Annotated in this window: 18 protein-coding genes; 8 read left to right on the top strand and 10 right to left on the bottom strand. The window is 71.0% G+C overall.

What is annotated here, in order from left to right; all coding sequences use genetic code 11:
• Positions 1-67: 67 nt before the first annotated feature.
• Together LXN57_RS12950 and LXN57_RS12945 are read right to left on the bottom strand one after the other, a co-directional pair.
• Positions 68-2,191 carry a SulP family inorganic anion transporter gene (locus tag LXN57_RS12950; protein ID WP_251798307.1) on the bottom strand — a complete coding sequence of 708 codons (2,124 nt, stop codon included), beginning with the start codon at positions 2,189-2,191 and terminating at the stop codon, positions 68-70.
• A 66-nt stretch (positions 2,192-2,257) separates the two neighbouring features.
• On the bottom strand, positions 2,258-3,337 hold the full coding sequence (locus LXN57_RS12945) for an NAD-dependent epimerase/dehydratase family protein (protein WP_251798306.1): 1,080 nt from the start codon (positions 3,335-3,337) through the stop codon (positions 2,258-2,260).
• A 183-nt stretch (positions 3,338-3,520) separates the two neighbouring features.
• Here LXN57_RS12945 and LXN57_RS12940 point away from each other — a divergent pair, with 183 nt between their 5' ends.
• The 3 genes from LXN57_RS12940 to LXN57_RS12930 are packed head-to-tail and all read left to right on the top strand — an operon-like array spanning position 3,521 to position 9,715.
• Complete coding sequence (locus LXN57_RS12940) at positions 3,521-6,097, top strand: carboxylate--amine ligase/circularly permuted type 2 ATP-grasp protein (RefSeq protein ID WP_251798305.1); 2,577 nt, start codon at positions 3,521-3,523, stop codon at positions 6,095-6,097.
• Between the two features lie 59 nt (positions 6,098-6,156).
• Positions 6,157-7,929, top strand: a complete 1,773-nt coding sequence (locus LXN57_RS12935) for an N-acetylglutaminylglutamine amidotransferase (RefSeq protein WP_251798304.1) — start codon at positions 6,157-6,159, stop codon at positions 7,927-7,929.
• A 19-nt stretch (positions 7,930-7,948) separates the two neighbouring features.
• On the top strand, positions 7,949-9,715 hold the full coding sequence (locus tag LXN57_RS12930) for a S9 family peptidase (RefSeq protein ID WP_251798303.1): 1,767 nt from the start codon (positions 7,949-7,951) through the stop codon (positions 9,713-9,715).
• A 181-nt stretch (positions 9,716-9,896) separates the two neighbouring features.
• Here the strand turns inward: LXN57_RS12930 and LXN57_RS12925 are convergent, their stop codons facing one another.
• From LXN57_RS12925 to LXN57_RS12910, 4 genes are all read right to left on the bottom strand, one after another.
• Complete coding sequence (locus LXN57_RS12925; RefSeq protein ID WP_251798302.1) at positions 9,897-11,504, bottom strand: beta-1,3-glucanase family protein; 1,608 nt, start codon at positions 11,502-11,504, stop codon at positions 9,897-9,899.
• Positions 11,505-11,642: 138 nt separating this feature from the next.
• Positions 11,643-11,894 (bottom strand): hypothetical protein, encoded by a 252-nt coding sequence (locus LXN57_RS12920; protein WP_251798301.1) that lies wholly within the window; start codon positions 11,892-11,894, stop codon positions 11,643-11,645.
• 23 nt (positions 11,895-11,917) lie between these two features.
• Complete coding sequence (locus LXN57_RS12915) at positions 11,918-12,403, bottom strand: SRPBCC family protein (protein WP_251798300.1); 486 nt, start codon at positions 12,401-12,403, stop codon at positions 11,918-11,920.
• Positions 12,400-12,759, bottom strand: a complete 360-nt coding sequence (locus LXN57_RS12910) for an ArsR/SmtB family transcription factor (RefSeq protein WP_251798299.1) — start codon at positions 12,757-12,759, stop codon at positions 12,400-12,402. The genes LXN57_RS12915 and LXN57_RS12910 overlap by 4 nt, the downstream gene beginning before the upstream one ends.
• A gap of 34 nt (positions 12,760-12,793) precedes the next feature.
• On the opposite strand from LXN57_RS12910, the gene LXN57_RS12905 reads away from it, so the two are divergent.
• Entirely contained in the window at positions 12,794-13,576 is a 783-nt protein-coding gene (locus LXN57_RS12905) for an isocitrate lyase/PEP mutase family protein (protein ID WP_251798298.1), read from the top strand.
• Between the two features lie 163 nt (positions 13,577-13,739).
• Here the strand turns inward: LXN57_RS12905 and LXN57_RS12900 are convergent, their stop codons facing one another.
• Positions 13,740-15,245 carry a ricin-type beta-trefoil lectin domain protein gene (locus LXN57_RS12900; RefSeq protein ID WP_251798297.1) on the bottom strand — a complete coding sequence of 502 codons (1,506 nt, stop codon included), beginning with the start codon at positions 15,243-15,245 and terminating at the stop codon, positions 13,740-13,742.
• A gap of 194 nt (positions 15,246-15,439) precedes the next feature.
• On the opposite strand from LXN57_RS12900, the gene LXN57_RS12895 reads away from it, so the two are divergent.
• The 3 genes from LXN57_RS12895 to LXN57_RS12885 are packed head-to-tail and all read left to right on the top strand — an operon-like array spanning position 15,440 to position 19,751.
• Complete coding sequence (locus tag LXN57_RS12895) at positions 15,440-16,609, top strand: NAD(+)/NADH kinase (protein ID WP_251798296.1); 1,170 nt, start codon at positions 15,440-15,442, stop codon at positions 16,607-16,609.
• A gap of 10 nt (positions 16,610-16,619) precedes the next feature.
• Positions 16,620-18,278, top strand: coding sequence for an NAD(P)/FAD-dependent oxidoreductase (locus LXN57_RS12890; protein ID WP_251798295.1), 1,659 nt, complete (start codon positions 16,620-16,622; stop codon positions 18,276-18,278).
• Positions 18,279-18,281: 3 nt separating this feature from the next.
• A complete protein-coding gene (locus tag LXN57_RS12885; protein WP_251798294.1) occupies positions 18,282-19,751 on the top strand; it encodes an ATP-binding protein in 1,470 nt (489 codons plus the stop codon).
• A gap of 40 nt (positions 19,752-19,791) precedes the next feature.
• Here LXN57_RS12885 and LXN57_RS12880 read toward each other — a convergent pair whose 3' ends face one another.
• Genes LXN57_RS12880 through LXN57_RS12870 form a run of 3 tightly spaced genes read right to left on the bottom strand, consistent with a single transcriptional unit; the run spans position 19,792 to position 22,482 of the window.
• Entirely contained in the window at positions 19,792-20,289 is a 498-nt protein-coding gene (locus LXN57_RS12880) for a mycothiol transferase (RefSeq protein ID WP_251798293.1), read from the bottom strand.
• A 2-nt stretch (positions 20,290-20,291) separates the two neighbouring features.
• On the bottom strand, positions 20,292-21,074 hold the full coding sequence (locus LXN57_RS12875) for a hypothetical protein (RefSeq protein ID WP_251798292.1): 783 nt from the start codon (positions 21,072-21,074) through the stop codon (positions 20,292-20,294).
• A gap of 58 nt (positions 21,075-21,132) precedes the next feature.
• Complete coding sequence (locus LXN57_RS12870; RefSeq protein WP_251798291.1) at positions 21,133-22,482, bottom strand: MFS transporter; 1,350 nt, start codon at positions 22,480-22,482, stop codon at positions 21,133-21,135.
• Positions 22,483-22,704: 222 nt separating this feature from the next.
• Between LXN57_RS12870 and LXN57_RS12865 the strand changes: the two genes are divergently transcribed.
• Positions 22,705-23,940 carry a multidrug effflux MFS transporter gene (locus LXN57_RS12865; RefSeq protein ID WP_251798290.1) on the top strand — a complete coding sequence of 412 codons (1,236 nt, stop codon included), beginning with the start codon at positions 22,705-22,707 and terminating at the stop codon, positions 23,938-23,940.
• Positions 23,941-23,957: the final 17 nt, after the last annotated feature.

Genomic DNA, 23,957 nt, shown 5'->3' with positions numbered 1-23,957 from the left:
GCCGTCACGGGGCGACCGGCAGCGCTGGCCGACCTGCGAGGCGCGGGCGCGGGGGCCGGCCGGCTGCTCAGCTCGCGTTGACCGGCAGCGGCTCACGGACTCCGCGCACCGGGCAGACCGTGTACATCCGGGCCTCGGCCAGGTCGAAGACGAGGCCGGTCAGCGTCAGCCGCCCGTCCGCCTCCGCCTCGCGCACCACCGGATAGGTCCGCAGATTCGCCAGCTGCTGGGCCACGTTGGCCGTCACGCAGCGCTCCTCGTCCGCACAGTCCGAGAAGTCCACGCCGGACTGCGACAGCCAACTGCCCAGCGCCTGGTCCTCGCCGAAGCCGCCCTTCATCAGGGCTCGCACCGCTCCGCACCCCGAGTGGCCGCAGACCGTGATCGTGCCCACCCCGAGCACGCTCACGGCGAACTCGATCGCCGCCCCCACCGAGACGTCGGCGCCGCCGGACGGCGGGACGATGTTGCCCACGTTGCGCACGCAGAACAGGTCGCCGGGGCCGCTGGTGGTGATCAGGTTGGGGACCAGGCGGGAGTCGGCGCAGGTGATGAAGAGCTGTTCGGGCTGCTGCCCGTCGCGGGCCAGGCCGGCCAGGTGGGGGCGTACCAGCGGGGCGACGCTGCGCTCGAACTCGCGGATTCCGGCGCCCATGGCGTCGCGGCGCTGGCGGTCACGGTCCTGCCACTGCGTCCACGAGCCGAAGCGGCGGGCGGGGGCGGTCTTGCCGTCGCCCAGCCGGCCGCTCGTCGCGCGCGAGAACCACCCGTCGTTGGTCTCGCGCACGGTCACCGTGCCGCCCGCCTTCTCGTAGTTCGAGCGCCAGTCGTCGATCACCTGGAACGCGCCGTGGTCGAGATAGTCGAGGTGCAGCTCGACCGTGACCTGGTGCCCGGGCGGCACGAGGGCGAGGGTGCGGATCACCCGGCCCGAGCCGACGAAGGCCAGCGTGCCGCTGATCGTGACCGTCCACTCCCCCGGCCCGGCCGTCACGACCCGGGCGTCGCACCGGACGATCCGCCACAGCATCGTCAGCACCGCCGCCCCGAGCCCGAGCGCGACCCCGGTGAGCAGGTCGGTCGCCACCACAGCGACCGCGGTGATCAGATACGTCGGCAGTTCGCGGTGCCGGATGTAGGTGCGGATCTGGGCCAGGCTGATCAGCCGCAACCCGACCACGACCAGCACCGCGGCCAGCGTGGCCATCGGGATCGTCTCGAGCAGCGGCGCGCACAGCAGCACGAAGACCGCGATCCACAGGCCGTGCAGAACGGCCGACATCCGAGTGCGGGCGCCCGCGGCCACGTTGGTCGAGCTGCGCACGATCACGCCGGTGATCGGCAGGCCGCCGAGCAGGCCGGAGGCGGTGTTGCCGACGCCCTGGGCGACCAGTTCCCGGTTGAGGTCGGCGCGCGGGCCGTCGTGCATGCGGTCGACGGCCACGGCCGAGAGCAGGGATTCGACGCTGGCCACGAGGGCGATGGTCAGCACGGCCACGGCGATCGGGCCGAGTCCGGCGTCCGGCCAGCGCGGGAAGATCAGCTCGTCGAGCGGCCGGTCGGGCAGGTCGACCCGCTTGACGTCGGCGCCGATCGCGGCGGCCAGGGCGGTGGTGACCACGACCGCGGCCAGGGCGGCCGGCAGCAGGGAGGTCTTCACCAGGCGCGGCCAGAACAGCAGGACGGCGATGGTGAGCACGCCGAGCAGTGTCGAGACGCCGTGGCCGCCGGCGATCTGGGCGGGCAGGTCGCGCAGGTTCTTCCAGGCCTCGCTCTGGGCGTCGCCGCCGAGCAGCACGTGGATCTGGCTGAGCGCGATGACGAGGCCGATGCCGGCCAGCATGCCGTGCACGACGGCGGGCGAGAGAGCGAGGGCGGCGCGGCCCAGGCGGGCGACGCCAAGAAGTATCTGTACGCCACCTGCCAGCGCGACGATGGCGGCCGTGCCGGCCAATCCAAAATCGCCGATGGTCCCGGCCACGATCACCGTGAGCCCGGCCGCGGGCCCGCTGACCTGCAGCGGCGCCCCGCTGAGCAGGCCCACCACCACACCTCCGACGACCGCCGCTATGAGCCCGGACAGCAGCGGCGCACCGGAGGCGGCGGCGATGCCGAGCGAGAGCGGGATGGCGATCAGGAAGACGACGATGGACGACGGGACGTCATGCCGGAATGCCTTCAAGACGGACATTCCGGCAATGTACCCATAAAGAGTTAACGCGCAGTTACGGCGCGAGCGCGCTCAGGCAAGCCACAGCTAACTCGCGGCGGGCTTCCAGACGTCCTGGTTCGCCTCGTACATCTCGCGCAGGATCGCCGGCACGTCGTACGTCATCTTCCAGTCCGGGTAGTGCTGCTCGAATCGGGCCGTGCTGCTGATCCACCACTGGTGGTCGCCAGTGCGGGCCTGGTCGACGTAGTCGGTGCGCGCCTCGAGCCCCGTGATATCCGAAGCGATCTGGAACGCCTCGATGTGGCTGCAGTTCGAGAAGCGGCCGCCGCCCATGTTGTAGACCTCGGCGACGCGGGGCGCCTTGTGGAACGCCTCGAACGCCGACACCAGGTCGTGCGAGTGGATGGCGTCCCGCACCATCTTTCCCTTGTACCCGTAGATGTGGTACATCCGCTGCTCCATGACGCACCTCATCACGTACGCCAGGAAGCCGTGCAGCTCGGCGGCCGAGTGACCCGGCCCGGTGAGCGTGCCGCCCCGGAAGACCGCCGTGGGCATGTCGAAGTACCGGCCGTACTCCTGAACCAGCACGTCCGCCGCGACCTTGGATGCGCCGAAGACCGAGTGCAGGGTCTGGTCGATCGACATCTGTTCGTCGATGCCCTGGTGCCACTGGTGGTCCGCGGGCAGCTCGTACCGGGTCTCCTGCTCGACCAGCGGAAGCCGGTTCGGGGTGTCGCCGTAGACCTTGTTGGTCGAGGTGAAGATGAACGGGGCGCTCGGCGCGTGCGCACGCGCCGCCTCCAGCATGTTGAGCGTGCCGACCGCGTTGACGTCGAAGTCGGTGAACGGCTCCTTGGCCGCCCAGTCGTGCGAGGGCTGGGCCGCGGCGTGGATGACCAGGCCGATGTTGCTGCCCAGCTTGGCGAAGAGCGCGGCCAGCCCGTCCCGGTCGCGGATGTCGATCTCGTGGTGGGTGTACCGGTCGCCGACCTCCTTGGTCAGGCGGTCCAGGTTCCACCGGGTGGAGCCGTCCTTGCCGAAGAAGTAGCTGCGCATGTCGTTGTCGATGCCGACGACGTCCATGCCGAGGCCGGCGAAGTGCCTCACCGACTCGGAGCCGATCAAACCGGCGGATCCGGTCACCACGACGACATTGCTCATCAAACAACCTCCTGGAGAGAGTTCGGCCCGAGGTTACAGCGTGTGCGCACTTGGCCCGACCACCGGCTGCTGTGTCGTCACAGTCATGCATGGCACTGATGTGAAACGGGCACGTGACAGATTCGGCACATGTGATGGCGAGGCTCCGACAAGGCAGAGTTGGGCCAGGAGAAGGGCGGTCCCATGACGGAGTCTTTGAGCGTCACCTCGGGTGATGCTACGGCGAGCCACGGCCTCGACCTCGGTGTCGAAGAGGAGTTGCACGTCGTTGACCTGGTCACCCGTGAGCTCGTACCGAAGGCGCAGGAGATCCTCGACCGGCTCGACGCGGCCCATTTCTCGGCCGAGCTGCACCGTTCCGTGGTCGAGACGAACACGCCGGTGGCACAGACGCTGGACGGCCTGCGCGACGCCATCGTCGATCGCCGGCGCACCGCGATCACCGTCGCCGAGTCGCTCGGGCTGGGCCTGGTCGCCTCGGGCACGGTCCCCCTGGTCGACCTGGAGTCACTCCCCGTGACGCCCACCTCGCGCTACCGGCGGATGCTCGACGACTACCAGATGCTGGCCCGGGAGCAGTTGATCTGCGGCGCCCAGGTGCACGTCGGGGTGCCCGACCGGGACGAGGCGGTCGCGGTCACCCAGCGGGTCGCCTCGGCGCTGCCCACGCTGCTCTCGCTGAGCACCAGCTCGCCGTACTGGATGGGTGAGGACTCGGGCTACGCCAGCGTGCGCTCGCTGGTCTGGCTGCGCTGGCCGACCGCCGGCGACCCGGGCCCGCTGAACAGCGCGGCCGAGTTCGACGAGCTGGTGGCCGACCTGATCGCCTCGGGCACCATCACCGACCCCAAGATGGTCTATTTCGACGTGCGCCCGTCGGCCCACGTGCCCACGGTCGAGCTGCGCGTCACCGACTCCAGCCCCGACGTCGACACGGTCGTGCTGATCGCCGGCCTGTTCCGGGGCCTCGTGCTGCGCGCCCAGCAGGACTACCGCGCCGATCGCCCCTTCACGCCCACCCGGCCGCCGCTGCACCGCGCGGCGATGTGGCGCGCGGCCCGCTCGGGCCTGGAGGGCGACCTGCTCGATCTGCCGCGCTCGCCGCAGCCGGTGCCGGCCGCGGTCGCCGTCGAGCGGCTCGTCGGCGACCTGCGTCCTCAGCTGGAGGAGCTCGGCGACTGGGAGCAGGTCTTCGATCTGTCGGTGCGGGCGCTCAGCCGGGGCAGCTCGGCCGCCCGCCAGCGCCGGGCGCTGGCCCGCCGCGGCCGCATCTCCGACGTGGTCGACCTCGTGGTGGCCGACACGCGCGGCGGCGCGACCGGCATCGGCCCCGAGGGGCAGACGGTTCCGGCCGGGCTGTTCCCGTACGCCGCCGCCGGCGACGAGGCCTTCCCCGGCGGTGAGGTCGATCCGGCGTACGCGGGAATCACCAATGTCCTGACGGCCCTCGGATCGGCCGGCCTCCGTCGCCGCGAGGACGCCAAGGACGACGAGCAGCGCGCGCGGGGCATCACGTTCAGCGTGGCCGGCGAGGCTGCCACCCGGCTGTTCCCGTTCGACCTGGTACCCCGCATCGTGCCCGCGGCGGACTGGGCCGCGCTGCGGGTCGGGCTGGTGCAGCGGGTGCGCGCGCTCGACCTGTTCATTCAGGACGTGTACGGCGAGCGCAACGTCGTCCGGGACGGCATCGTGCCCGAATGGGTGCTCGACGGCTCGCCCGAGCTGCGCCCCAGCGGCGCCCTGGTCGCCCACGCGGGGGTCCGGGCCCAGGTGGCCGGGGTCGACCTGGTGCGCGACACCGACGGCAAGTGGTGCGTGCTCGAGGACAACCTGCGGGTGCCGTCCGGCATCGCGTACGCCATGCAGAACCGCCGCCTCACCGACAGCGTCCTGCCCGAGCTGCCCGAGCCGGACGGCCTGATCTCGGTCGAGCGCACCCCCGAGCTGCTGCGCCGCGCGCTGACCGACGCCGCCCGACCGGCCGCCGGCGACAGCCCGAAGATCGTGGTGCTCAGCCAGGGCCCGGACGACTCGGCCTGGTTCGAGCACCGGATGCTGGCCGAGGAGATGGGCGTCCCGGTCGTCCGCAGCACCGAGCTGTTCGTCGACGACACCCGGGTGTTCCGGATCCGCGACGGCAAGCGCCACCCGGTCGACGTCATCTATCTGCGGATGGGCGAGGACAGCCTGGTCCACTCCCCCGGCGCCGACGGCATGCCGCTGGGCCCGAGCCTGGTCACCGCCCTGCACGCCGACACGGTGGTGCTGGCCAACGCGCTGGGCAACGGGATCGGCGACGACAAGGCCGTGTACGCCTACGTGCCCCAGCTGATCGAGTACTACCTGGGCGAGAAGCCGATGCTGGCCGACGTGCCGACCTATCTGTGCGGCCTGCCCGAGCAGCGGGCCGAGGTGCTCGACCGCCTGCACGAGCTGGTCTGCAAGCCGGTCGACGGCTACGGCGGCGACCGGATCGTCATCGGCCCCCACGCCTCGCCGGAAGACCTGGCGGCCGTACGCCGGCAGATCCGCACCGCGCCGCACCGGTGGGTCGCCCAGGAGGTCGTCAACCTCTCGACACACCCGGTCTTCGACGGTCACCAGCTCGCGCCCCGGCACGTCGACCTGCGCGCCTTCGTCTTCACCGGCAGCGAGTCGGTGGTCGCCCCGGCCGCGCTGACCCGGGTCGCCCCGGCCGACTCGATGATCGTCAACTCGTCGCGCGGCGGCGGCTCGAAGGACACCTGGTTGCTCGGGTGACCGGCGTGTTACAGCCCGGTGACCTGATCGAAACCGACGACAGGGAGGTTCGGTAAATCATGTGCGGAATCGCGGGCGAACTGCGGTACGACGGGCACCTCGCGGACACCGAGGCGGTCCGCCGGATGCTGCCCTGCCTGGAATCGCGCGGCCCCGACGGCGAGGGCCTGTGGGCGCGCGGACCGATCGCGCTCGGCCACCGCCGCCTGAAGATCATCGACCTCTCCGAGGCCGGCAGCCAGCCCATGACCGACGACGAACTGGGCCTCTCACTGGTCTTCAACGGCTGCGTCTACAACTACAAGCAGCTGCGCGAGGAGCTTCAGGGGTACGGCTACAAGTTCTTCTCGACCTCGGACACCGAGGTCGTCATCAAGGCGTACCACCGCTGGGGCGCCGACTGCGTGCAGCACTTCCTGGGCATGTTCGCCTTCGCGATCGTCGAGCACGACAGCGGTACGGTCGTGCTGGCCCGCGACCGGCTCGGCATCAAGCCGCTCTACCTGGCCGAGACCCGGGGCCGGGTGCGCTTCGCGTCGACGCTGCCCGCGCTGCTGGCCGCCGGTGGCGTGGACAAGTCGATCGACAAGGTCGCGCTCCAGCACTACATGACGTTCCACTCGGTGGTGCCGGCGCCGCGCACGATCGTCAACGGCGTCCGCAAGCTGCCCCCGGCCACGGTCCGGGTGATCCGGGCCGACGGCACCGCGACCGACCAGGTCTACTGGGAGGCGTCGTTCACGCGCCGGCCCGAGGTCGCGGACGCCGAGTGGCCCGAGCTGATCCACGAGAAGCTGAAGGTGGCGGTCGAGCGGCGGATGGTGGCCGACGTGCCGGTCGGCGTGCTGCTCTCGGGCGGCATCGACTCCAGCTACATCGTGGCGCTGCTGGCCGAGCAGGGGCAGCGCGGGCTGACGACCTTCAGCATCGGCTTCGAGGCGGCGGGCGGCGAGACCGGCGACGAGTTCGCCTACTCCGACATCGTGGCGAAGCAGTTCGACACCGTGCATCACCAGATCCGGATCGGCAAGGACCGGTTCCTGCCCGCCGTCGACCGCACGGTGGCGGCCATGAGCGAGCCGATGGTGTCGCACGACTGCATCGCGTTCAACCTGTTGAGCGAGGATGTCTCGAAGTCGGTCAAGGTCGTACAATCGGGGCAGGGTGCGGACGAGATCCTGGCCGGCTACAGCTGGTATCCGCCACTTGAGCACGTGCCCTACGGCGGGGCCGTCGACGCGTACGCGGAAGAGTTCTTCGACCGCCCGCACGCCGACCTCGCCCGGCAGCTGAGCCCCGAGTGGCTGATCGGCGACGACGTCAGCCGGGAGTTCGTCGCCGCGAGCTTCGGCCGGCACGGCGCCGACACCGCGGTCGACGCGGCGTTGCGACTCGACTCGCAGGTGATGCTGGTCGACGATCCGGTCAAACGGGTCGACAACATGACTATGGCGTGGGGCCTGGAGGCTCGCGTACCGTTCCTCGATCACGAGCTGGTGGAACTGGCCGCGGCCTGCCCGCCCGCTCTGAAATTGGCGCACGGCGGCAAGGGGGTGCTCAAGCAGGCGGCCCGCGGGGTGGTGCCCGACGAAGTGATCGACCGCACCAAGGGTTACTTCCCGGTTCCGGGCATCCGGCACCTCGAAGGAGCGATGCTCGACAAGGTGCGGGACGCGCTCCTCGCACCGGCCGCCCGCGATCGGGGCCTCTTCCGGCCCGAGTACGTCGACGCGCTGCTGGCCGACCCGAACACCCCGCGCACCACGCTCGGCGCCAACCAGTTGTGGCAGCTCGCCCTGCTGGAGATGTGGCTGCAGGACAAAGGAATCTAGACAACGAGGGAGGACCCGTATGACCGGTCAGTTCAACCGTGTCGACGTCACCGTGCTGCCGATGGGCTGGACGAATCGTGAGACGGGCTCCTTCCCCTCGGAAGTCTCCGGAAGCTGGTCGCCGGCCCTGTCGCCGGACGGCCGGCACGCCGCGTACGTCTCCGACCGCAGCGGCCGCCCTCAGGTGTGGGTGCAGCCGGTCGGCAGCGAGCTGACGTTCCTGGTCGACACGGGCGAGGCCCCGGTGGCCGCGGTGCAGTGGTCGACCGGCGGCGGCTGGCTGGCCTGCCTGGTGGCTCCGGGCGGCGCTCCCCGGCACGAGGTGTGGCTGGTGCGGCCGGACGGCTCCGAGCTGCACCAGGTGGGCGGCTTCAGCGACGGCACGGCCGACAACGTGCGCTGGCTGCCCGGCCGGTCGCTGCTCGCGCTGACCGAGAACCTCACCACGGCGCTGCTGATCGACGCGGTCTCCGGCGAGCGGTCGGTGGTCGCCCGGGGCGAGCTGATCTCGCTGCTCGACGTGTCGCCCGGCCGCGACCGCGCGCTGCTGCGGGTGGGGCCGCGCGGCGACCGGCACATCGTGGTCCGCGACCTGCTGACCGGCGTCGACGAGTTCGTCACAGCCGGCGAGCAGGCGGTCTTCGGGCCGGACGGCGAAACCGTGTACGCCCGCACCGAGTCCGGCGAGCTGCCGGCGCTCATCCGGGTGGCCAAGGGCGGCGTGGAGGTGCTGGCCGCGTCCGAGACCGATGAGGTCGAGTCGTTCACCATCACGGCCGACGGGCGTACGGCCGCGGTGCTGTGGAACGTGCGGGGCGGGCTGTCCGAACTCACGCTGATCGACCTCGACTCGGGCGCGCGGCGGCCGGTGACCCCGCTGCCGGGCTGGGTCGTCAGCGGCCCGTCGTGGTCGTTCGACGGTTCCGCGCTGGCCTTCACGGCCGAGGGGCCGGGCCAGCCGCACGGCGTATGGGTCTCGTCGGCGACCGGCGTCGAGGCGGTGTCGGCCGAGGCGGCGGCGCCGAACGCGGTGCGGCCCACGCTCGAGACGTTCGCCGCGCACGACGGGCTGACGCTGACCGGCTGGCTGTTCCGGCCGGCGGGCGACGGGCCGCACCCGACCGTGCTGTGGTTCCACGGCGGGCCCGAGGCACAGGAGAGGCCGGGCCACGGGCCGCTCTTCCAGTCGCTGACCGACCGCGGCATCGCCGTCTTCGCCCCGAACGTGCGGGGGTCGTCGGGCTTCGGCCGCAGCTTCGTCAACGCCGACAACCTGGGGCTGCGCTACGCGGCGATCGAGGACGTGCGGTCGTGCGCCCGCTACCTGACGGGGTCCGGCGTCGCTTCCACCTTGGGCATCATGGGCCGCTCGTACGGGGGTTATCTGACCCTGGCCGCCCTGACCACGTTCCCCGGCCTGTTCGCGGTCGGCATCGACGTCTGCGGCATGTCCAACTTCGCGACCTTCTACGAGCACACCGAGCCGTGGATCGCGGCCGCCGCCGTCTCCAAGTACGGCGACCCGGTCACCGACCGCGAGCTGCTGGCCGACCTCTCCCCGATCACCCGGATCGACCGCCTGCGGACGCCGCTGATGATCGTCCACGGCGAGAACGACAGCAACGTCCCGGTGATCGAGGCCGAGCAGGTCGTGCGGGCGCTCGAGGCCCGCGGTGTGCCCCACCGCTACCTGCTCTTCCCGGGTGAGGGCCACGAGCTGCTGCACCGCTCGTCACGGGCGGACTACCTGCGCGAGACGGTCGACTGGCTCACGACGTACCTGTAGGAAAGGGAGCGCCGGCCACCGCGCGGTCCCCTCCCGCGGCGGTGGCCGGCGCTCCCGTCTCATCCATCTGCGTTCCCGTCGCTGCCCCGAACCCCACGCTCAGGACGGCGGCCTGCCCGTCGTCGCCCCGAACCCCACGCTCGGGACGGCGACGGTGCCGGATCGCAGACGACTCACCGGATCAGAACTGCGACAACGTGATCCCGGCGGTTCGCGGGTCGCCGCTGTGGACCAGCGACTCCTGGTTCTGCACATCGTCGAAGGCGAACGCGTACGCCTTCCCGTCCACCATGTTGTCGTGGATCACCTTGGCGTACAGGTTGGCCGGGTTGCCCTGGTAGAAGTCGGCCGCCGTGCCGCTGGGCTGGGTGTCGAGCCGGCCCAGCGTGGTTCGGGTCAGCGCCGCGCACAGCGTCCGGGCGATCGGCCCCACGACCAGGTCGTTCGGAGCGCCGAGAGCGCCGTCGCAGCCCCACACGTTGGCGGTGGACGGTTTCGTGAAGGACGCGACCGTCCGGCCGGTGCTGTCGGTGAAGTTCATGACGTTGCCGGTCGTGCGGCCCAGGAACCTGGTGTCCGGCCGGTCGGTGAACGGCACGACAGTCAAGTTCTTTCCCGCGTACGCGTTCCAGGCGCTCGTGATGTACGAGTCCAGGTACGTGGGGCTCATCAGGCCCGCGTCGGCCGCCTTGCCCGGCGCCAGCACGCGCAGCACCGTGCCGTCGCCCCGGGTGACCACGCTCCGGGCGAAGTCCGGCGACGCCTTGACCGCGTTGATGACCCGCTGCCGGCCGCCCGCCTTGACCTCACCGGTCTTCGCGGTGCGCCCGTCGCCGCCGGTCACGCTGACCACGTGCGGCACGGCGAACATGTCGACCTGCGAGCTGTTGAGCCACAGACCGGAGTCGTTGAGGGTGAACTCGCTCCAGTCGAACAGGATGTCGCGGTTGGGGTCGCCGCCCGCCCACGGCGCCGGCTGCACGAGACCGTCGGTGGTGAGCCGGAAGTCCAGCTTCTGCCCGAACGACATGTAGAGGCGGCCGGAGAGGTTCTTCGGCAGCTTCAGTGTGGTCGTCGCGCCGTCGGCCGGGCCGGCGATGGCGACGTCGGGCGCCGGCACCGGCACGGGCCCGCCGCCGGTCCACGCGGTGAAGGCGCCGGCCGCGTTGACGTAGCCGAGCTTGCCGGTCGTCAGATTGGTGCCCAGCACGTACAGGAAGACGTTGTCGCCCCGCCCGGTCTCGTTCCGGACCGCCACCGGGAGCACGTTGCTCGCCGGAGGGACCTCGGCCGGCCTCGTTGTCGTCGGCGCGGCCGTAGGCGCCTTCGTCGTCGGGGCGACGGTCGGCGCCTTCGTCGTCGGGGCCGTGGTCGGCGCGGTCGTCGGCGTCGTCGTCCCGCCCGCACACGGCGCGCCGTTGAGCTTGCAGTTGGCCGGCTTGCCGCCCGAGCCCACGAAGCCGAACGTCACGGTCGAGCCGACGGCGACGCTGCCGTTCCAGCCCCGGTTGGTGAAGGTCCGGTGGCTGCCCGCGGAGACCAGGTCGGCGTCCCAGTAGCTGCCGATCGCGCCGCCGGCCGGAAGGTCGACCTCGACCTTCCACGACGACATCGCGTCGGCGCCGGTGTTCTTGATCGTGACCTCGGCCTGCCAGCCCGAACCCCAGTCGGAGACCGTACGCAGCGTGGCGGTCGGCGCGGCGGCCGACGCCGGCAGGGCGATCCAGGTGGTGATCCCGACCACGACCGCGACCACACCGGACAGGATGAAACTTCGTTGGCGACGCATCTCTGACTTGCCTCCGTAGTGAGCCGGACCAGCCCATCCTTGGAAGCAGCCCGCCGATTCACCCCATCCAGGATGATCTTTAAGGTCGCTTTAAGGTCGTATTGCCCCTATGCCCTGCCCGCCCTGCCCGGCGTTCCCTCAGCCCAGTTCTTTGATCTGCGCTTCGATGCGCTCGCGGCGCTGCTCGAGAGTGCCGATGACGGCCTCGGTCTCGGCGAGGCCGGTCAGCTCGGTGGCGATCTCTTCCGGCTCCTGCAGGCCGATCGAGGTGTCGCTGTCCTGCCCGCGACGGGCGGTGACGTCACCGGCCACCCGGCGCAACTCGGCCAGCTCCTCGTCGAGGTCCTTCAGTTCCTGGCGCAGCTGGTCAGCCGTCTTATCACTGGTCATGACCGCCATCCTAGGGCGCACGTTCAGGACCCGCGCAGGGACTCGAAGTGCGCCTTCATCGACGGGTAGTAGTCGTTGAAATCGGGCAGCGGCCGGCCGTCGCGGGCGGCGACCAGGTTGTCGAGGTAGTACTCCCAGCCCGGGCCGACCTCGCCGACGCCCTCGGTGGTCGTCAGGTGGTGCACGAAGCGCAGCTCGGTCTCGCCGCCGACGGCGGTGAGCAGCAGCTCCAGGTGCCAGGCGCCGGCCTCGTCGATCGTGGAGAGGGCCAGCCGGTTCGGGGGCTCGCAGGCGTCGATCCGCGCCTCCATCCAGGGGTTGTTCTCCTCGTACGCCAGCTGGACCTTGACGGTGCGGCCGGGCCCGGCCTCGCCGGTCCACTGGCCGAACCAGCGCGCGGTGCGGCCCGGTTCGGTGACGCTGGCCCAGACGTCCTCGATGCCGGCCCGGAACGTACGGCTCAGAATCAGGTCGTTGCCCTCGAGCCGGCCCGTGGGTGCGTTGGTCATGCCGTCCTCTCCTCTCGGTCTTCCCGGCCCGCACGACGATCGCGGCGGGTGCGGTAGACCTCGGTCTCGAGGGCGTCGAGCCGCCGGTTCCACACGTCGGCGGAATCCACGAACCCGGCGAGCCAGCTCTTGACCTCGGTCAGGGGTGAAGGGTCGAGCCGGTAGACGCGTTCGCGCCCCTCGGCCGTGTCGCGGACCAGGCCACTTTCGCGCAGCACCCGCAGGTGCCGGCTGACGGCGGGCCGGCTGATCGGAAAACGCTCGGCGATGCGGCGAGCGGGCAACGGGCCCGCCCGCAACACCTCGAGAATCTGCCGGCGAACCGGATCGGCGATGGCCGCCACGACGTCGTCCACCCGAAAAGCGTAACTCATCGGTTACGCTTCAGCCATGAGAGATCGCTTCCACGCGCTGCACGAGAGCGGAACCTTCCTGCTGCCGAACCCGTGGGACGCCGGCTCGGCCCGGCTGCTCGAGTCGCTCGGCTTCCCGGCGCTGGCCACCACGTCGTCGGGCCTGGCCGCAAGCCTGGGCAAACGCGACCAGCAGGTCACCCGCCCGGAACTGGTCGCACACGTCGCCGCCCTCACCGCCGCCGTCGGCATCCCGCTCAACGTCGACGCCGAACGCTGCTTCGCCGACGCGCCCGACGGAATCGCCGAGACCGTCGACCTGCTCGCCGAGGCGGGCGCGGCCGGCATCTCCATCGAGGACTACGACCCCGCAACCGCTCGCATCGAAACCCTGGAGTCCGGAATCGAACGGGTCGCCGCCGCGGCCGAGGCCTGCGCCCGCCACAACATCGTGCTCACCGCCCGCGCCGAGAACCACCTCTACGGCTACGACAACCTGGACGACACGATCGAACGCCTGCGCGCCTACCGGGCAGCCGGCGCCGACGTCGTCTACGCCCCCGGCCTCAGCACCCCCGGCGACATCGGCCGCGTGGTCACCGAGGTGGCCTGCCCGGTCAACGTCCTGGCCGTCCCCGGCGCCCCCTCGGTAGCCGAACTGGCCGCCCTGGGCGTCCGCCGCGTCTCCACCGGCGGCGCGCTGGCCTGGGCCGCCTACGGAGCCCTGCGGGACGCCGCCCGCGAACTGCTCGACGCCGGCACCACAACGTTCCGCACCGGCGCCCTGACCGAGGATGAGATCGACCGCGCCTTCGGTTGACCGCCCCGGCCGGGTGGTCGCGGCCGTCGTGTTCGGTGGAATCGCCGCAGTGGAGGCGCCCTCGGCCGCAGATCTGCCGACCGAGGGCTGGCGCACCGGCTGGCCGGCGGGGTGGAGGCGTGGTGCCGCTGCCGCTACGGCACCACGCCGGATCAGGGGTGGGTCAGCCGCGGCGCCACTTCTGGTTGGCTCCGCCGGTGCACTCCCAGAGGACCAGCACGGCGCCCTCGTTGGCGTTCCAGGCGTCGATGTCGACGCACTTGTTGGCCTGGGGGTTGACCAGGTCGCCGGCGGCCGACAGGACGAACTGCTGGGCCGGGTTGCCGCTGCAGCCGACGATCTGGATGGCGGCGCCGTTCGCGGTGGAGCCCCACGCGACGTCGAGGCACTTGTTGTTCGAGGTCTGCAGGGTGCCGTTGACGAAGTTCCAGCGCTGGGCGGCCGTGCCGTTGCAGTTCCACATCTGTACCCGTACGCCGTCGGCGAAGTTGCCGTTGGGCACGTCCAGGCACTTGTTGTTGAGGCTGCTGATCACCGACGAGCCCGAGCTGCCGCCGCCGGTCGTGGTCAGCGACAGGCCGTACACCTGGAGGATCTCGTTGACCGGCTGGAACCACATCGTGCCGCCGCTGGAGCAGTTGCCGGAGCCGCCCGAGGTGACGCCCTGGGCCTGGTTGCCCGAGATCCACGAGCCGCCGGAGTCGCCCGGCTCGGCGCACGCGTTGCTGCGGGACAGGCCGGAGACCGCACCCTGCGAGTAGACGATCGTCTCGTTGCGGCCCAGCAGGGTGCCGCAGCGCCAGCCCGTCGTGCGGCCGGAGCGGCAGATCGAGCTGCCGATGGCCGCGTCCTGCGAACCGGCCACGGTCACGTTGCCGCCGGAGTAGTTGTTCACCCAGGGCTGGGAGGTCCAGTTGCCGTTCGTCCGGACCCAGCCGTAGTCGTTGCCGGGGAAGGACGAGCCGGCGAAGTTGCCCTGCGCGACGTTGTTGTAGCCGAGCGTCGGGCTGCCGGTGCCGCCGCAGTGGCCCGCGGTGACGAAGCCGCCGGCGACCGAGAAGCCGACCGAGCACAGCGTGTTCCCGTTGATCACGTACTGGTCGCCGCCGCGGGTGTCGTACATCGGGCGGGGCTGCTCGGCCGACGTGACCACAGTCACCGCGCCCGCGCCTCTGGCGAACGCGCGAGCCTCGGCCTCGGCGCCGGGGGCAGCCGTCACCACTACGCGATTGTTCGGGACATCGACGTACCAGCCGCGCACGACCGAGGACTTGGCCGATTCAGCCCGCTTGTCCAGGGCGGTGCGCGTCGAAGCGAGGTCGCCGCTGCTGTGCGCCACGACCTTCGCGTCGGCTCCCTCAGCCCGTACGACGGAAGCGGCGGAAGCGTCGGTGACCGCGACCGTCAGCCGAGCCGCTCCGGACGGGATCCAGGCGCCGGCGAAGGCGGAGCCGAGCTTGGACTTGAGGCGCTTCTCGACCACGGGGGCCGCCGCCTCGGTGCGCAGCCGGGCTGCGATCTCACCGTTGTCGATCTTGAGGTCCCGGCGCATGGCGCTGAGCATGCCGGGATCGAGATCGATCGACGGATCGGCCGCGTGCGCGGGGACGGGACTGAGGGTGCCGATCGTGATCGCCGCTGAGGCGACCGCGAGCCAACGTAGGCGCATGTCGGGGGTCCTTTTAGTGCGCCGGAAATTCGGGGATTAATCGGAGGCTGTCTATACGTGACAACGCTGTCAAGGAATAGGAAGGAACCCTGCCCGAATGAACCACGTGTGCTCCGTCGCCTGCCCTCGCCGATCGGGCGCTCGACGTGCAAGGCTGTGTTCTTGAGTTCGGACGAGGGGCGGGGTCACACCGGATGGGCATGGTCAAGGTCGTCGGCCTGGTGTTGCACCCGAGGCGCGACTGCGGGTCGGCCATAGAGGCCATCGTGCAGTGGGCCGAGCGCCGCAATGTCACCGTGCTCGGTCTGCACGACGAGATCGATCGCATCGACTGCGAGGCCGTCGCGGTCACGCCGGAAGAGATGGTCGAGCGGGCCGGCCTGCTGGTCAGCCTGGGTGGCGACGGCACCATGCTGCGCACGATGCGGCTGGTCGAGGGGCGCAAGACCCCGGTGCTCGGGGTCAACGTGGGCCGCCTGGGCTTCCTGGCCGAGGTCGACCTGCCCGACCTGCCGGCCGCCCTCACCGCGATCGACGAGCACAAGTTCACCATCGAGGCGCGCACCGCCGTCCGCACCAAGCTGCCCGACGGCCGCGAGGTCTCGGCCTTCAACGACATCGCGATGGTGCGCGTGCCCGGCGACGGCCTGGCCGCGATCGGCATCTCGGTCGAGAAGAAGAACTTCGTCAACTACGCGGCGGACGCGGTGATCGTGGCCACCCCGACCGGCTCCACGGCCTACAGCTTCTCGGCCGGCGGCCCGATCGTCTCGCCCAACGTCGAGGGCCTGATCGTCACGGCCGCGGCCGCACACTCCTCGTTCAACCGCCCGCTGATGCTGGCCCTGCAGGAACAGCTCGACCTCGACGTGCTGCCCACCAGCGGCCGCCTGGCGATCGAGGTCGACGGCATCGTCGAGGGCTACGCCGGCCCCGACGACCGGCTCTGCATCGAGCCCGTCCCGTCCGCGGCCCAGGTGATCCGGCTCGGCCGCACGAGCTTCTACGAGCGGGCCCGCCGCAAGCTGCGTGTCGAGGGCAGCGCCCAGGTCGGCGTGCCCGACGCGGGCGACGCCACCGTGGTCGACAGCTTCGAACGCCAGCGCTACGAGCTGCTGATCGGCGGCGAGGTGGCCGGCCTGCTGCACTACCGCCGCCACGGCGACCGGATCGAGCTCATGCACACCGAGATCGAGCAGTCCTTCTCCGGCCGCGGCCTGGCCAGCCGGCTCGCGTCGGCCGCGCTGGAGGACGCCCGTGGCCGGGCCACCCCCGTCGTCCCGTCCTGCCCCTTCGTCATCGGATACCTGGACCGCCACCCCGAATACTCCGACCTGCTGGCCACGCCAACTGCCGATAGCTGAGGTATCTGCCATGGGCCACCCCGCGATCCTGACCGTCGACGACGACCCCGCGGTCTCCCGGGCGATCGCCCGTGACCTGCGCCGCCGCTACGGCGACCAGTACCGCATCGTCCGCGCCTCGTCCGCCGCCGAGGCGCTCGAGGCGCTGCGCGAGCTCAAGCTGCGTGGCGGCCGGGTCGCCGTGATCCTCGCCGACTACCGCATGCCGCAGGTCAACGGCATCGAGTTCCTCGAGCAGGCGATGGACCTGTTCCCCAACGCCCGGCGGGCCCTGCTGACCGCGTACGCCGACACCGACGCCGCCATCCAGGCGATCAACGTCGTCGACGTCGACCACTACCTGCTCAAGCCGTGGGACCCGCCCGAAGAGAAGCTCTACCCCGTGCTCGACGCGCTGCTCGACGCGTGGCTGGCCACCGGCGACCGCGAGATGGAGGACATCCGGGTCGTCGGCCACCGGTGGAGCGAGCCGTCGTACGAGATCCGCGACTTCCTCGCCCGCAACCTGGTGCCCTACAAGTGGCTCGGCGCCGACGAGCCCGAGGGCCGCCGCCTGCTCGAGGCCGCGAGCGTCGGCCCCGAGTCGATCCCGCTGGTGGTGACAGCCGACGGACGCGCCATGGCCCAGCCCACCACCACCGAGGTGGCCGAGGCGGTCGGCCTCTCGACCGCGCCCGGCCGCGACTTCTACGACCTGATCATCGTGGGCGGCGGACCGGCCGGGCTGGGCGCGGCCGTCTACGGCGCCTCCGAGGGCCTCCGGACGCTGCTGGTCGAGCGGCGCGCGGTCGGCGGCCAGGCCGGGCAGAGCTCGCGCATCGAGAACTACCTGGGATTCCCCGACGGCATCTCCGGCGCCCAGCTGACCGACCGGGCCCGCCGGCAGGCCGGCAAGTTCGCGGCCGAGGTGCTGACCACACGCGACGTCACCGGTCTGCGGCAGGACGGCTCGGCCCGCACCCTGACGTTCGCCGACGGCGGCGAGATCTCGGCCCACTCGATCGTGCTGGCCACCGGCGTCTCGTACCGGCCGCTGATCGCCGACGGCGTGGCCGAGCTGACCGGTTCGGGCGTCTACTACGGCTCGGCCTCGACCGAGGGGCCCTCCTGCGCCGGCACCGACGTCTACATCGTCGGCGGCGCCAACTCGGCGGGCCAGGCGGCGCTGTTCTTCTCCCGGTACGCCAAAACGGTCACTCTGCTCGTGCGGGGCGATTCGCTCGAGGCGTCGATGTCGTACTACCTGATCCAGCAGCTCAACAAGATCGAAAACATCCGGGTGCGGACCCGCTGCGAGGTGCTCGGCGCCCAGGGCGACGGCCACCTGCAGGCCATCACGATCTGCGACAGCAAAGAGGGCGTGAGCACCACCGTCGAGTGCGGTTACCTCTTCGTCTTCATCGGCGCCGAGCCCCGCACCGACTGGCTGGGCCAGGCGGTCGCCCGCGACGAGAAGGGCTTCGTCTACACCGGCCCCGATCTTCTTTCAAATGGCACCCGTCCGAAGGGATGGGATCGGGAGCGGGATCCGTTCTACCTGGAGTGCAGTGTTCCCGGCATCTTCGCCGCCGGCGACGTCCGGGCCAACTCGGTCAAACGAGTGGCCTCGGCGGTCGGCGAGGGCGCGATGGCCGTCACGCTGGTCCACCGCTATCTGGAGGCTCAGTAAGCCATGGCTGACACCACCGACGAGGTCCGGCTCGTTCCCTGCGATCCGGGAGCGCTCACGCCCGCCGAACTGCGCACCCTGTTCCTGTTCGAGAAGCTCACCGACGACCAGCTGGCCTGGATCTCGCAGCACGGCTGCACCATGCACATGCCCGCCGGTGGCGTCGTGATCCGCGAGGGCGACCCCGCCGACCAGTTCTTCGTGCTGCTCAGCGGTACGATCGCGCTCACCCGCAAGATCGGCCAGGACGAGGTCGAGACGACCCGCACCGAGCAGCGCGGCGTCTACATGGGCGCCACCCAGTCCTACCTGCGCGACGACGGCCTCGAGCGCCGGTACATGGCGAGCATGCGCGCGCTCGACGACGCCGACTTCTTCGTGATGAGCGCGGCCGACTTCGGGCACATGATGCGCGAGTGGTTCCCGATGGCGATCCACCTGCTCGAGGGCCTCACCCTGGGCATGCGCAGCACCCAGGCCGCGGTCAGCGAGCGCCAGCGCCTGACCGCGCTCGGCGCGCTCTCGGCCGGCCTGATGCACGAGCTCAACAACCCGGCCGCGGCCGCCGGGCGGGCCACCAGCGCGCTGCGCCAGCGGGTCGCCGGCATGCGGCACAAGCTCGCCATGCTGGCCGCCGGCAAGGTCGACCCGGAGCGCCTGGTCGCCCTGGTCGAGCTGCAGGAGGACGTCATCGAGCGCGCGGCCAAGGCGAAGCCGCTGACCGCGATGGAGACCTCCGACCGCGAGGACGAGCTCGGCGACTGGATGGACGAGCGCAGCGTCACGAGTGGCTGGGACCTGGCGCCCGTCTTCGCCCAGGGCGGCATCGACATCGAGTGCCTCACCCTGATCGAGGAGCGGGTCGGCACGCGCGAGCTGCTCGACCAGGCCATCCACTGGATCGGCTACGCGCTCGAGACCGAGCAGCTGATGACCGACATCGAGGACGCGACGAGCCGGGTGTCGTCGCTGGTGTCGGCGGCGAAGCAGTATTCGCAGATGGACCGCGCGGCCCACCAGTGGATCGACGTGCACAGCGGCCTCGACAGCACGCTGGTGATGCTCACCCACAAGATCGGCAACGGGGTCACGGTCGTGAAGGACTACGACCGCTCGCTGCCGCAGGCGCCGGCCCACCCGGCCGAGCTCAACCAGGTGTGGACGAACCTGATCGACAACGCGGTGCAGGCCATGGCCGGTGCCGGCACGCTGACGATCAAGACCTATCGCGAGGACGACCACCTGGTGGTCTCGATCGGCGACTCCGGGCCGGGCGTGCCCGAGGATCTGAAGAAGCGCGTGTTCGAGCCGTTCTTCACGACCAAGCCGGTGGGCGAGGGCACGGGGCTGGGCCTCGACATCTCGTACCGGATCATCGTGAACGGGCACGGCGGCGACATCCGGCTCGAGTCCAAGCCGGGTGACACCCGGTTCCTCGTACGGCTGCCGCTGACCGAGCCGTCGTCGGCCTGACGCAAGAAGCGGGCGGGAATGTCCCCGCCCGCTTTCTCGTCTACAGCAGCCCGCGTACGTACGCGGCCTGGCCCGCGTGCTGGGCGTCGTCGTCGTAGACGCTGATCAGCCGCACCCCGAGGGTGACGGGCGGATCCCAGTTGTCGTCGACCACCCGGTCGAGGTCGGCCTCGGTGAGACCGGCCAGGTAGCCGACGGTGCGGTCGTGCACCGCCCGGTAGTAGTCGAGCAGCGTCTGCGCGCTTTCCGGCGCGACCGCCGTGATCTGGGACGCGTCGTGGCCGTAGCCGGTGTCGGACGGGTCCTTGAGCCCGAAGCGGGCCGCCCAGTCGCCGGTGGCGTAGACCTGCTCGGTCCCCATCACCTCGGCGACGTGGTCGTCCTGCACCCGGGTCAGGTGCCAGACCAGCCAGCCGATCGAGTTGGCGCCCGCGGCCGGCTGCCATCGCAGCTGTTCGGGGGTGAGCCCCCGCACAGCCGTCTCCACCAGGTCGGGAAGACGCCCGAAGGCCTCGGTCAGCACGCCCTTGGCGTCCATCGTCACTCTCCGCTCTGCTGGTTCGTGCCGTCCTGGGTCGTGCCGTCCTGCGTCGTGCCGTCCTGCGTTGTGCCGTCCGGCTGAGTCTCCCCGTCGGTGGGCTGATCCGTGGGCTCGGTGCCCGGATCCGTGCCACCGGTCTGCTGGGGGTCGGCCGGCTCGGTCGTCCCGGTCGGAGGCGTCGCCGGCGTCTCGGTGGGCTCGGCGGTCGGCGTGCCGGTCGGCTGACCGTCCGCGGGCGCCTCGCTGGAATCCGGGGAGGCCGACTCCGACGGCGTCGTCGCGGGCTTCTCGTCGGTGCCGTTGTCGCCGCTGAAGGCGGACCCGATCGTCGTGGTCGAACTGGTCGTGTGCCCGACCGCGGCCGGAACGCTCTTCCCGGTGAGCAGCTCGAACGCCGTGAGCGAGCCCATCGCCAGCACGAACAAGGCGCCGGCCATGACGGCGATCCGTCCCCAGCGCACGTCCTTGCGCGCCGGCTTGTGCTCCACGACCGGCTCCTCGGAGGGCAGCTCATCCTCGGCGGCCACGACCGTCGGGGTGCCGACGGCGGCCGGAGCGGTCACGAAGGTCGAGACGATCTTCTTGCTTCCGCGGTTGATGAAGCGGACGTAGAGCTCGGTGCCGACCGAGCCGATGAGGCTGGCCACGGCTGCGCCGATCAGCGTTCCTGCGACGCCGAGGAAGGAACCCACGACCGCGGCGGAGACCGCGGCGAGTGTTCCGGCGATGGTCTTGGGGATGTCGATGCCGGACCATAGACGGTCCGGTGCGTGCTGAGTCATGTCCTCCTCTGCCCTTACTGACGTCCGGTGCCGGGCCGGCCGGATCACTGCTGCCGGTCTACTTCTGTCCCGTGGAAGCCTTCGCCTTCTCCGTACGGCCGATTGCTAAACCCCGCCGATCGGCCCACACCTCGCGAAGCGGGCGGATCACGATGCCCTCCTCGGCCATGCGCCGCCGGGCCAGCCTGCGGGTTCGCAGGATCCCGACGACCCCGATCACGATGAAGATGTATTGCACCGACATGGCCACTTTGAAGTCGGCGATGTCATAGTTCGTGCCGCCGCCGGTGCGCGCGTCGAGAATCAGGCCGATCAATTCGATCGACAATAGCGAGGCGACGAAGCCACCCACGTTGACGACGCCGGTGGCCGTGCCGAGGCGGCTCGGGGGGTTGAACGTCCGCGCGTAGTCGAACCCGATCATCGAGCCCGGCCCGCCCAGGCCCAGCGCCACGATCAGCAGCACCAGCACCGGCAGCGGCGCGTGCCCTGGCCAGGCCAGCACCAGGGCCCAGCCGGCGGAGTTCACGCCGACCACCCCCAGCACCAGCCACGAGCGCCGCAGCGGGTGCCGCTGCACAAGGATCCCGATCAGCGGCCCGGCCGCCATGCCGACCAGCACGAACAGGGTCAGCAGGGCGCTCGCCGTCTCGCGGGGCAGGCCCTGCCCGGCCACGAGGAACGGGAAGCCCCACATGAGGGCGAACACCGTGCCCATGAACTGGGTGGTGAAGTGCGTCCACAGCCCGAGCCGGGTGCCCGGGTGCCGCCAGGCGCTGCCCAGGCTCTCGCCGAGCTGGCGCATCGTCATCGACGCGCCGCTGTCCATCCGCTTGGCCGGGCTGTCGTGCAGGGCGGCGAACGCGGCGACCGCGACGAAGATCCCGGCCCCCGCGGTCGCGAAGAACGCGGTGCTCCAGCCGGGACCGGCCAGCAGGATCGCCAGCGGCACCGCCGAGAGCACCTGCCCGGCCTGGCCGACGATGCCGGTCAGCTGGGTCAGCACCGGCACCCGTTTGGCCGGGAACCACTGCGGCACCAGCCGCAACACGCTGATGAAGGTCATCGCGTCGCCCGCTCCGACCAGGATGCGGGCCAGCACGGCGCCGCCGACGTGATCGGTGGTTGCCATGATCGCCTGACCGGTCGCCATCAGCACACCGCCGCTGACCACCAGTCGCAGCGACCCGAAGCGGTCGAGCAACAGCCCGACCGGCACCTGCAGACCGGCGTACACGAGAAGCTGGAGCACGGCGAACGTGGCGAGCGCTCCGGCGCCGATGCCGAAGCGGTGCTGCGCGTCCAGACCGGCCACGCCGAGCGACGTGCGGTGCAGCACTGCGACGATGTACGCGGCGAGGCCGACGGCCCAGACCGCCCAGGCCCGTGCTGGGGAACGCAGGGGCATGAGTCGCCTTCCACTTGCCTTCTCTGCAGGTACGGCACTCAGCCTTGTCCGCCCGGTCGCCGACGACAACAGAATCCGGCCGAAACCACACGTGGGTCCGGTCACTGATCGTTTCCGCAGCACAGCGCCCCGGCGAGTCAAGCCGATTACCGCGATTCGGCGAGGTTGTGATCACTATTACCGGACGGAAGAAACTCGGCCGCGGGAGGCTTGAACCCGAATATGCGCCAAGATCCTGCCGGTCGCCGCTTAGGTGTCGTCCTCGTCCTCGGTTTTCTGTCCGCTCTCGGACCGCTGACCATCGACATGTACCTTCCGTCCCTGCCGACGATCGCCACCGACCTGCAGACCACCGAGGCCGCGGTGCAGCTCACGCTCACCGGCACGCTCCTCGGCCTGGCGCTGGGACAGCTGCTGATCGGCCCGCTCTCCGACGCGATCGGGCGCCGCACCCCGCTGCTGGCCGGTGTCGGCGTGCACGTCCTGGCCTCCGTGCTGTGCGTCATCGCCCCGAACCTCGCCGTCCTCGGCACCCTGCGCGTGCTGCAGGGCCTGGGCGCCGCGGCTGCCGCCGTCGTCGCGATGGCGATCGTGCGCGACCTGTTCAGCGGATTCGCCGCGGCCAAGCTGCTCTCGCGGCTGATGCTGGTCATCGGTGTGGCGCCGATCCTCGCCCCGACCATCGGCGGCACCGTGCTGCACTGGACGTCCTGGCGCGGCGTGTTCGTGGTGCTCACCGTGGTGGCCGTCGCGATCCTGGCCGCCACCGCGCTGTTCCTGCCCGAGACGCTGCCGGCCGACCGGCGCCGCAGCGGCGGGGTGACGGGCACGCTGCGCGACTACGGCATGCTCTTCACCGACCGCACCTACGTCGGTCTGATCGTGGTCGCCGCGCTCGCGTTCTCCGCCCTCTTCGCGTACGTCAGCGGCTCCTCCTTCGTCTTCCAGCAGGAGTTCGGCATGAGCGAGCAGCAGTTCGCGTACGTCTTCGCCGGCGGCGCGGTCGGGCTCATCGGCGCCACCCAGCTCAACGTGCGCCTGCTCCGTCGCTGGACGCCGGCGCAGATCCTCAGCTCTGCCCTGATCAGCGGCGCCGTCTTCGGCGTCGTGCTGCTCGTCACCGCGACCACCGGCTTCGGCGGCCTGGCCGGCATCCTCGTGCCGCTGTGGCTGGTGCTGGCCACCGTCGGCCTGGCGATGCCGAACGCGCCCGCGCTGGCCCTGTCGCGGCACGGCGAGGCCGCGGGAACCGCTGCCGCCCTGCTCGGCGCGGTGCAGTTCGGCGTCGGCGCGCTGGCCGCCCCGCTGGTGGGCGTGCTCGGCAACAGCTCGACGGCCATGGCGATCGTGGTCGCGGGCGGCATGGCCGGCGCGGTCGTGGTGCTGTGGACCGTCGTACGCCCCAGCCGGCTCCCGGTCGACGCGGGCGACCAGCCCGTGATGGCCGTCGCACACTGAGCGACGCGCGTCGCATT

The organism is Paractinoplanes hotanensis, assembly GCF_023717965.1.
In the GTDB taxonomy this organism is placed as follows: Bacteria; Actinomycetota; Actinomycetes; order Mycobacteriales; family Micromonosporaceae; genus Actinoplanes; species Actinoplanes polyasparticus.
The sequence above is the reverse complement of the archived record's forward strand: the minus strand, read 5'-3'. Positions and strand labels throughout refer to the sequence as shown.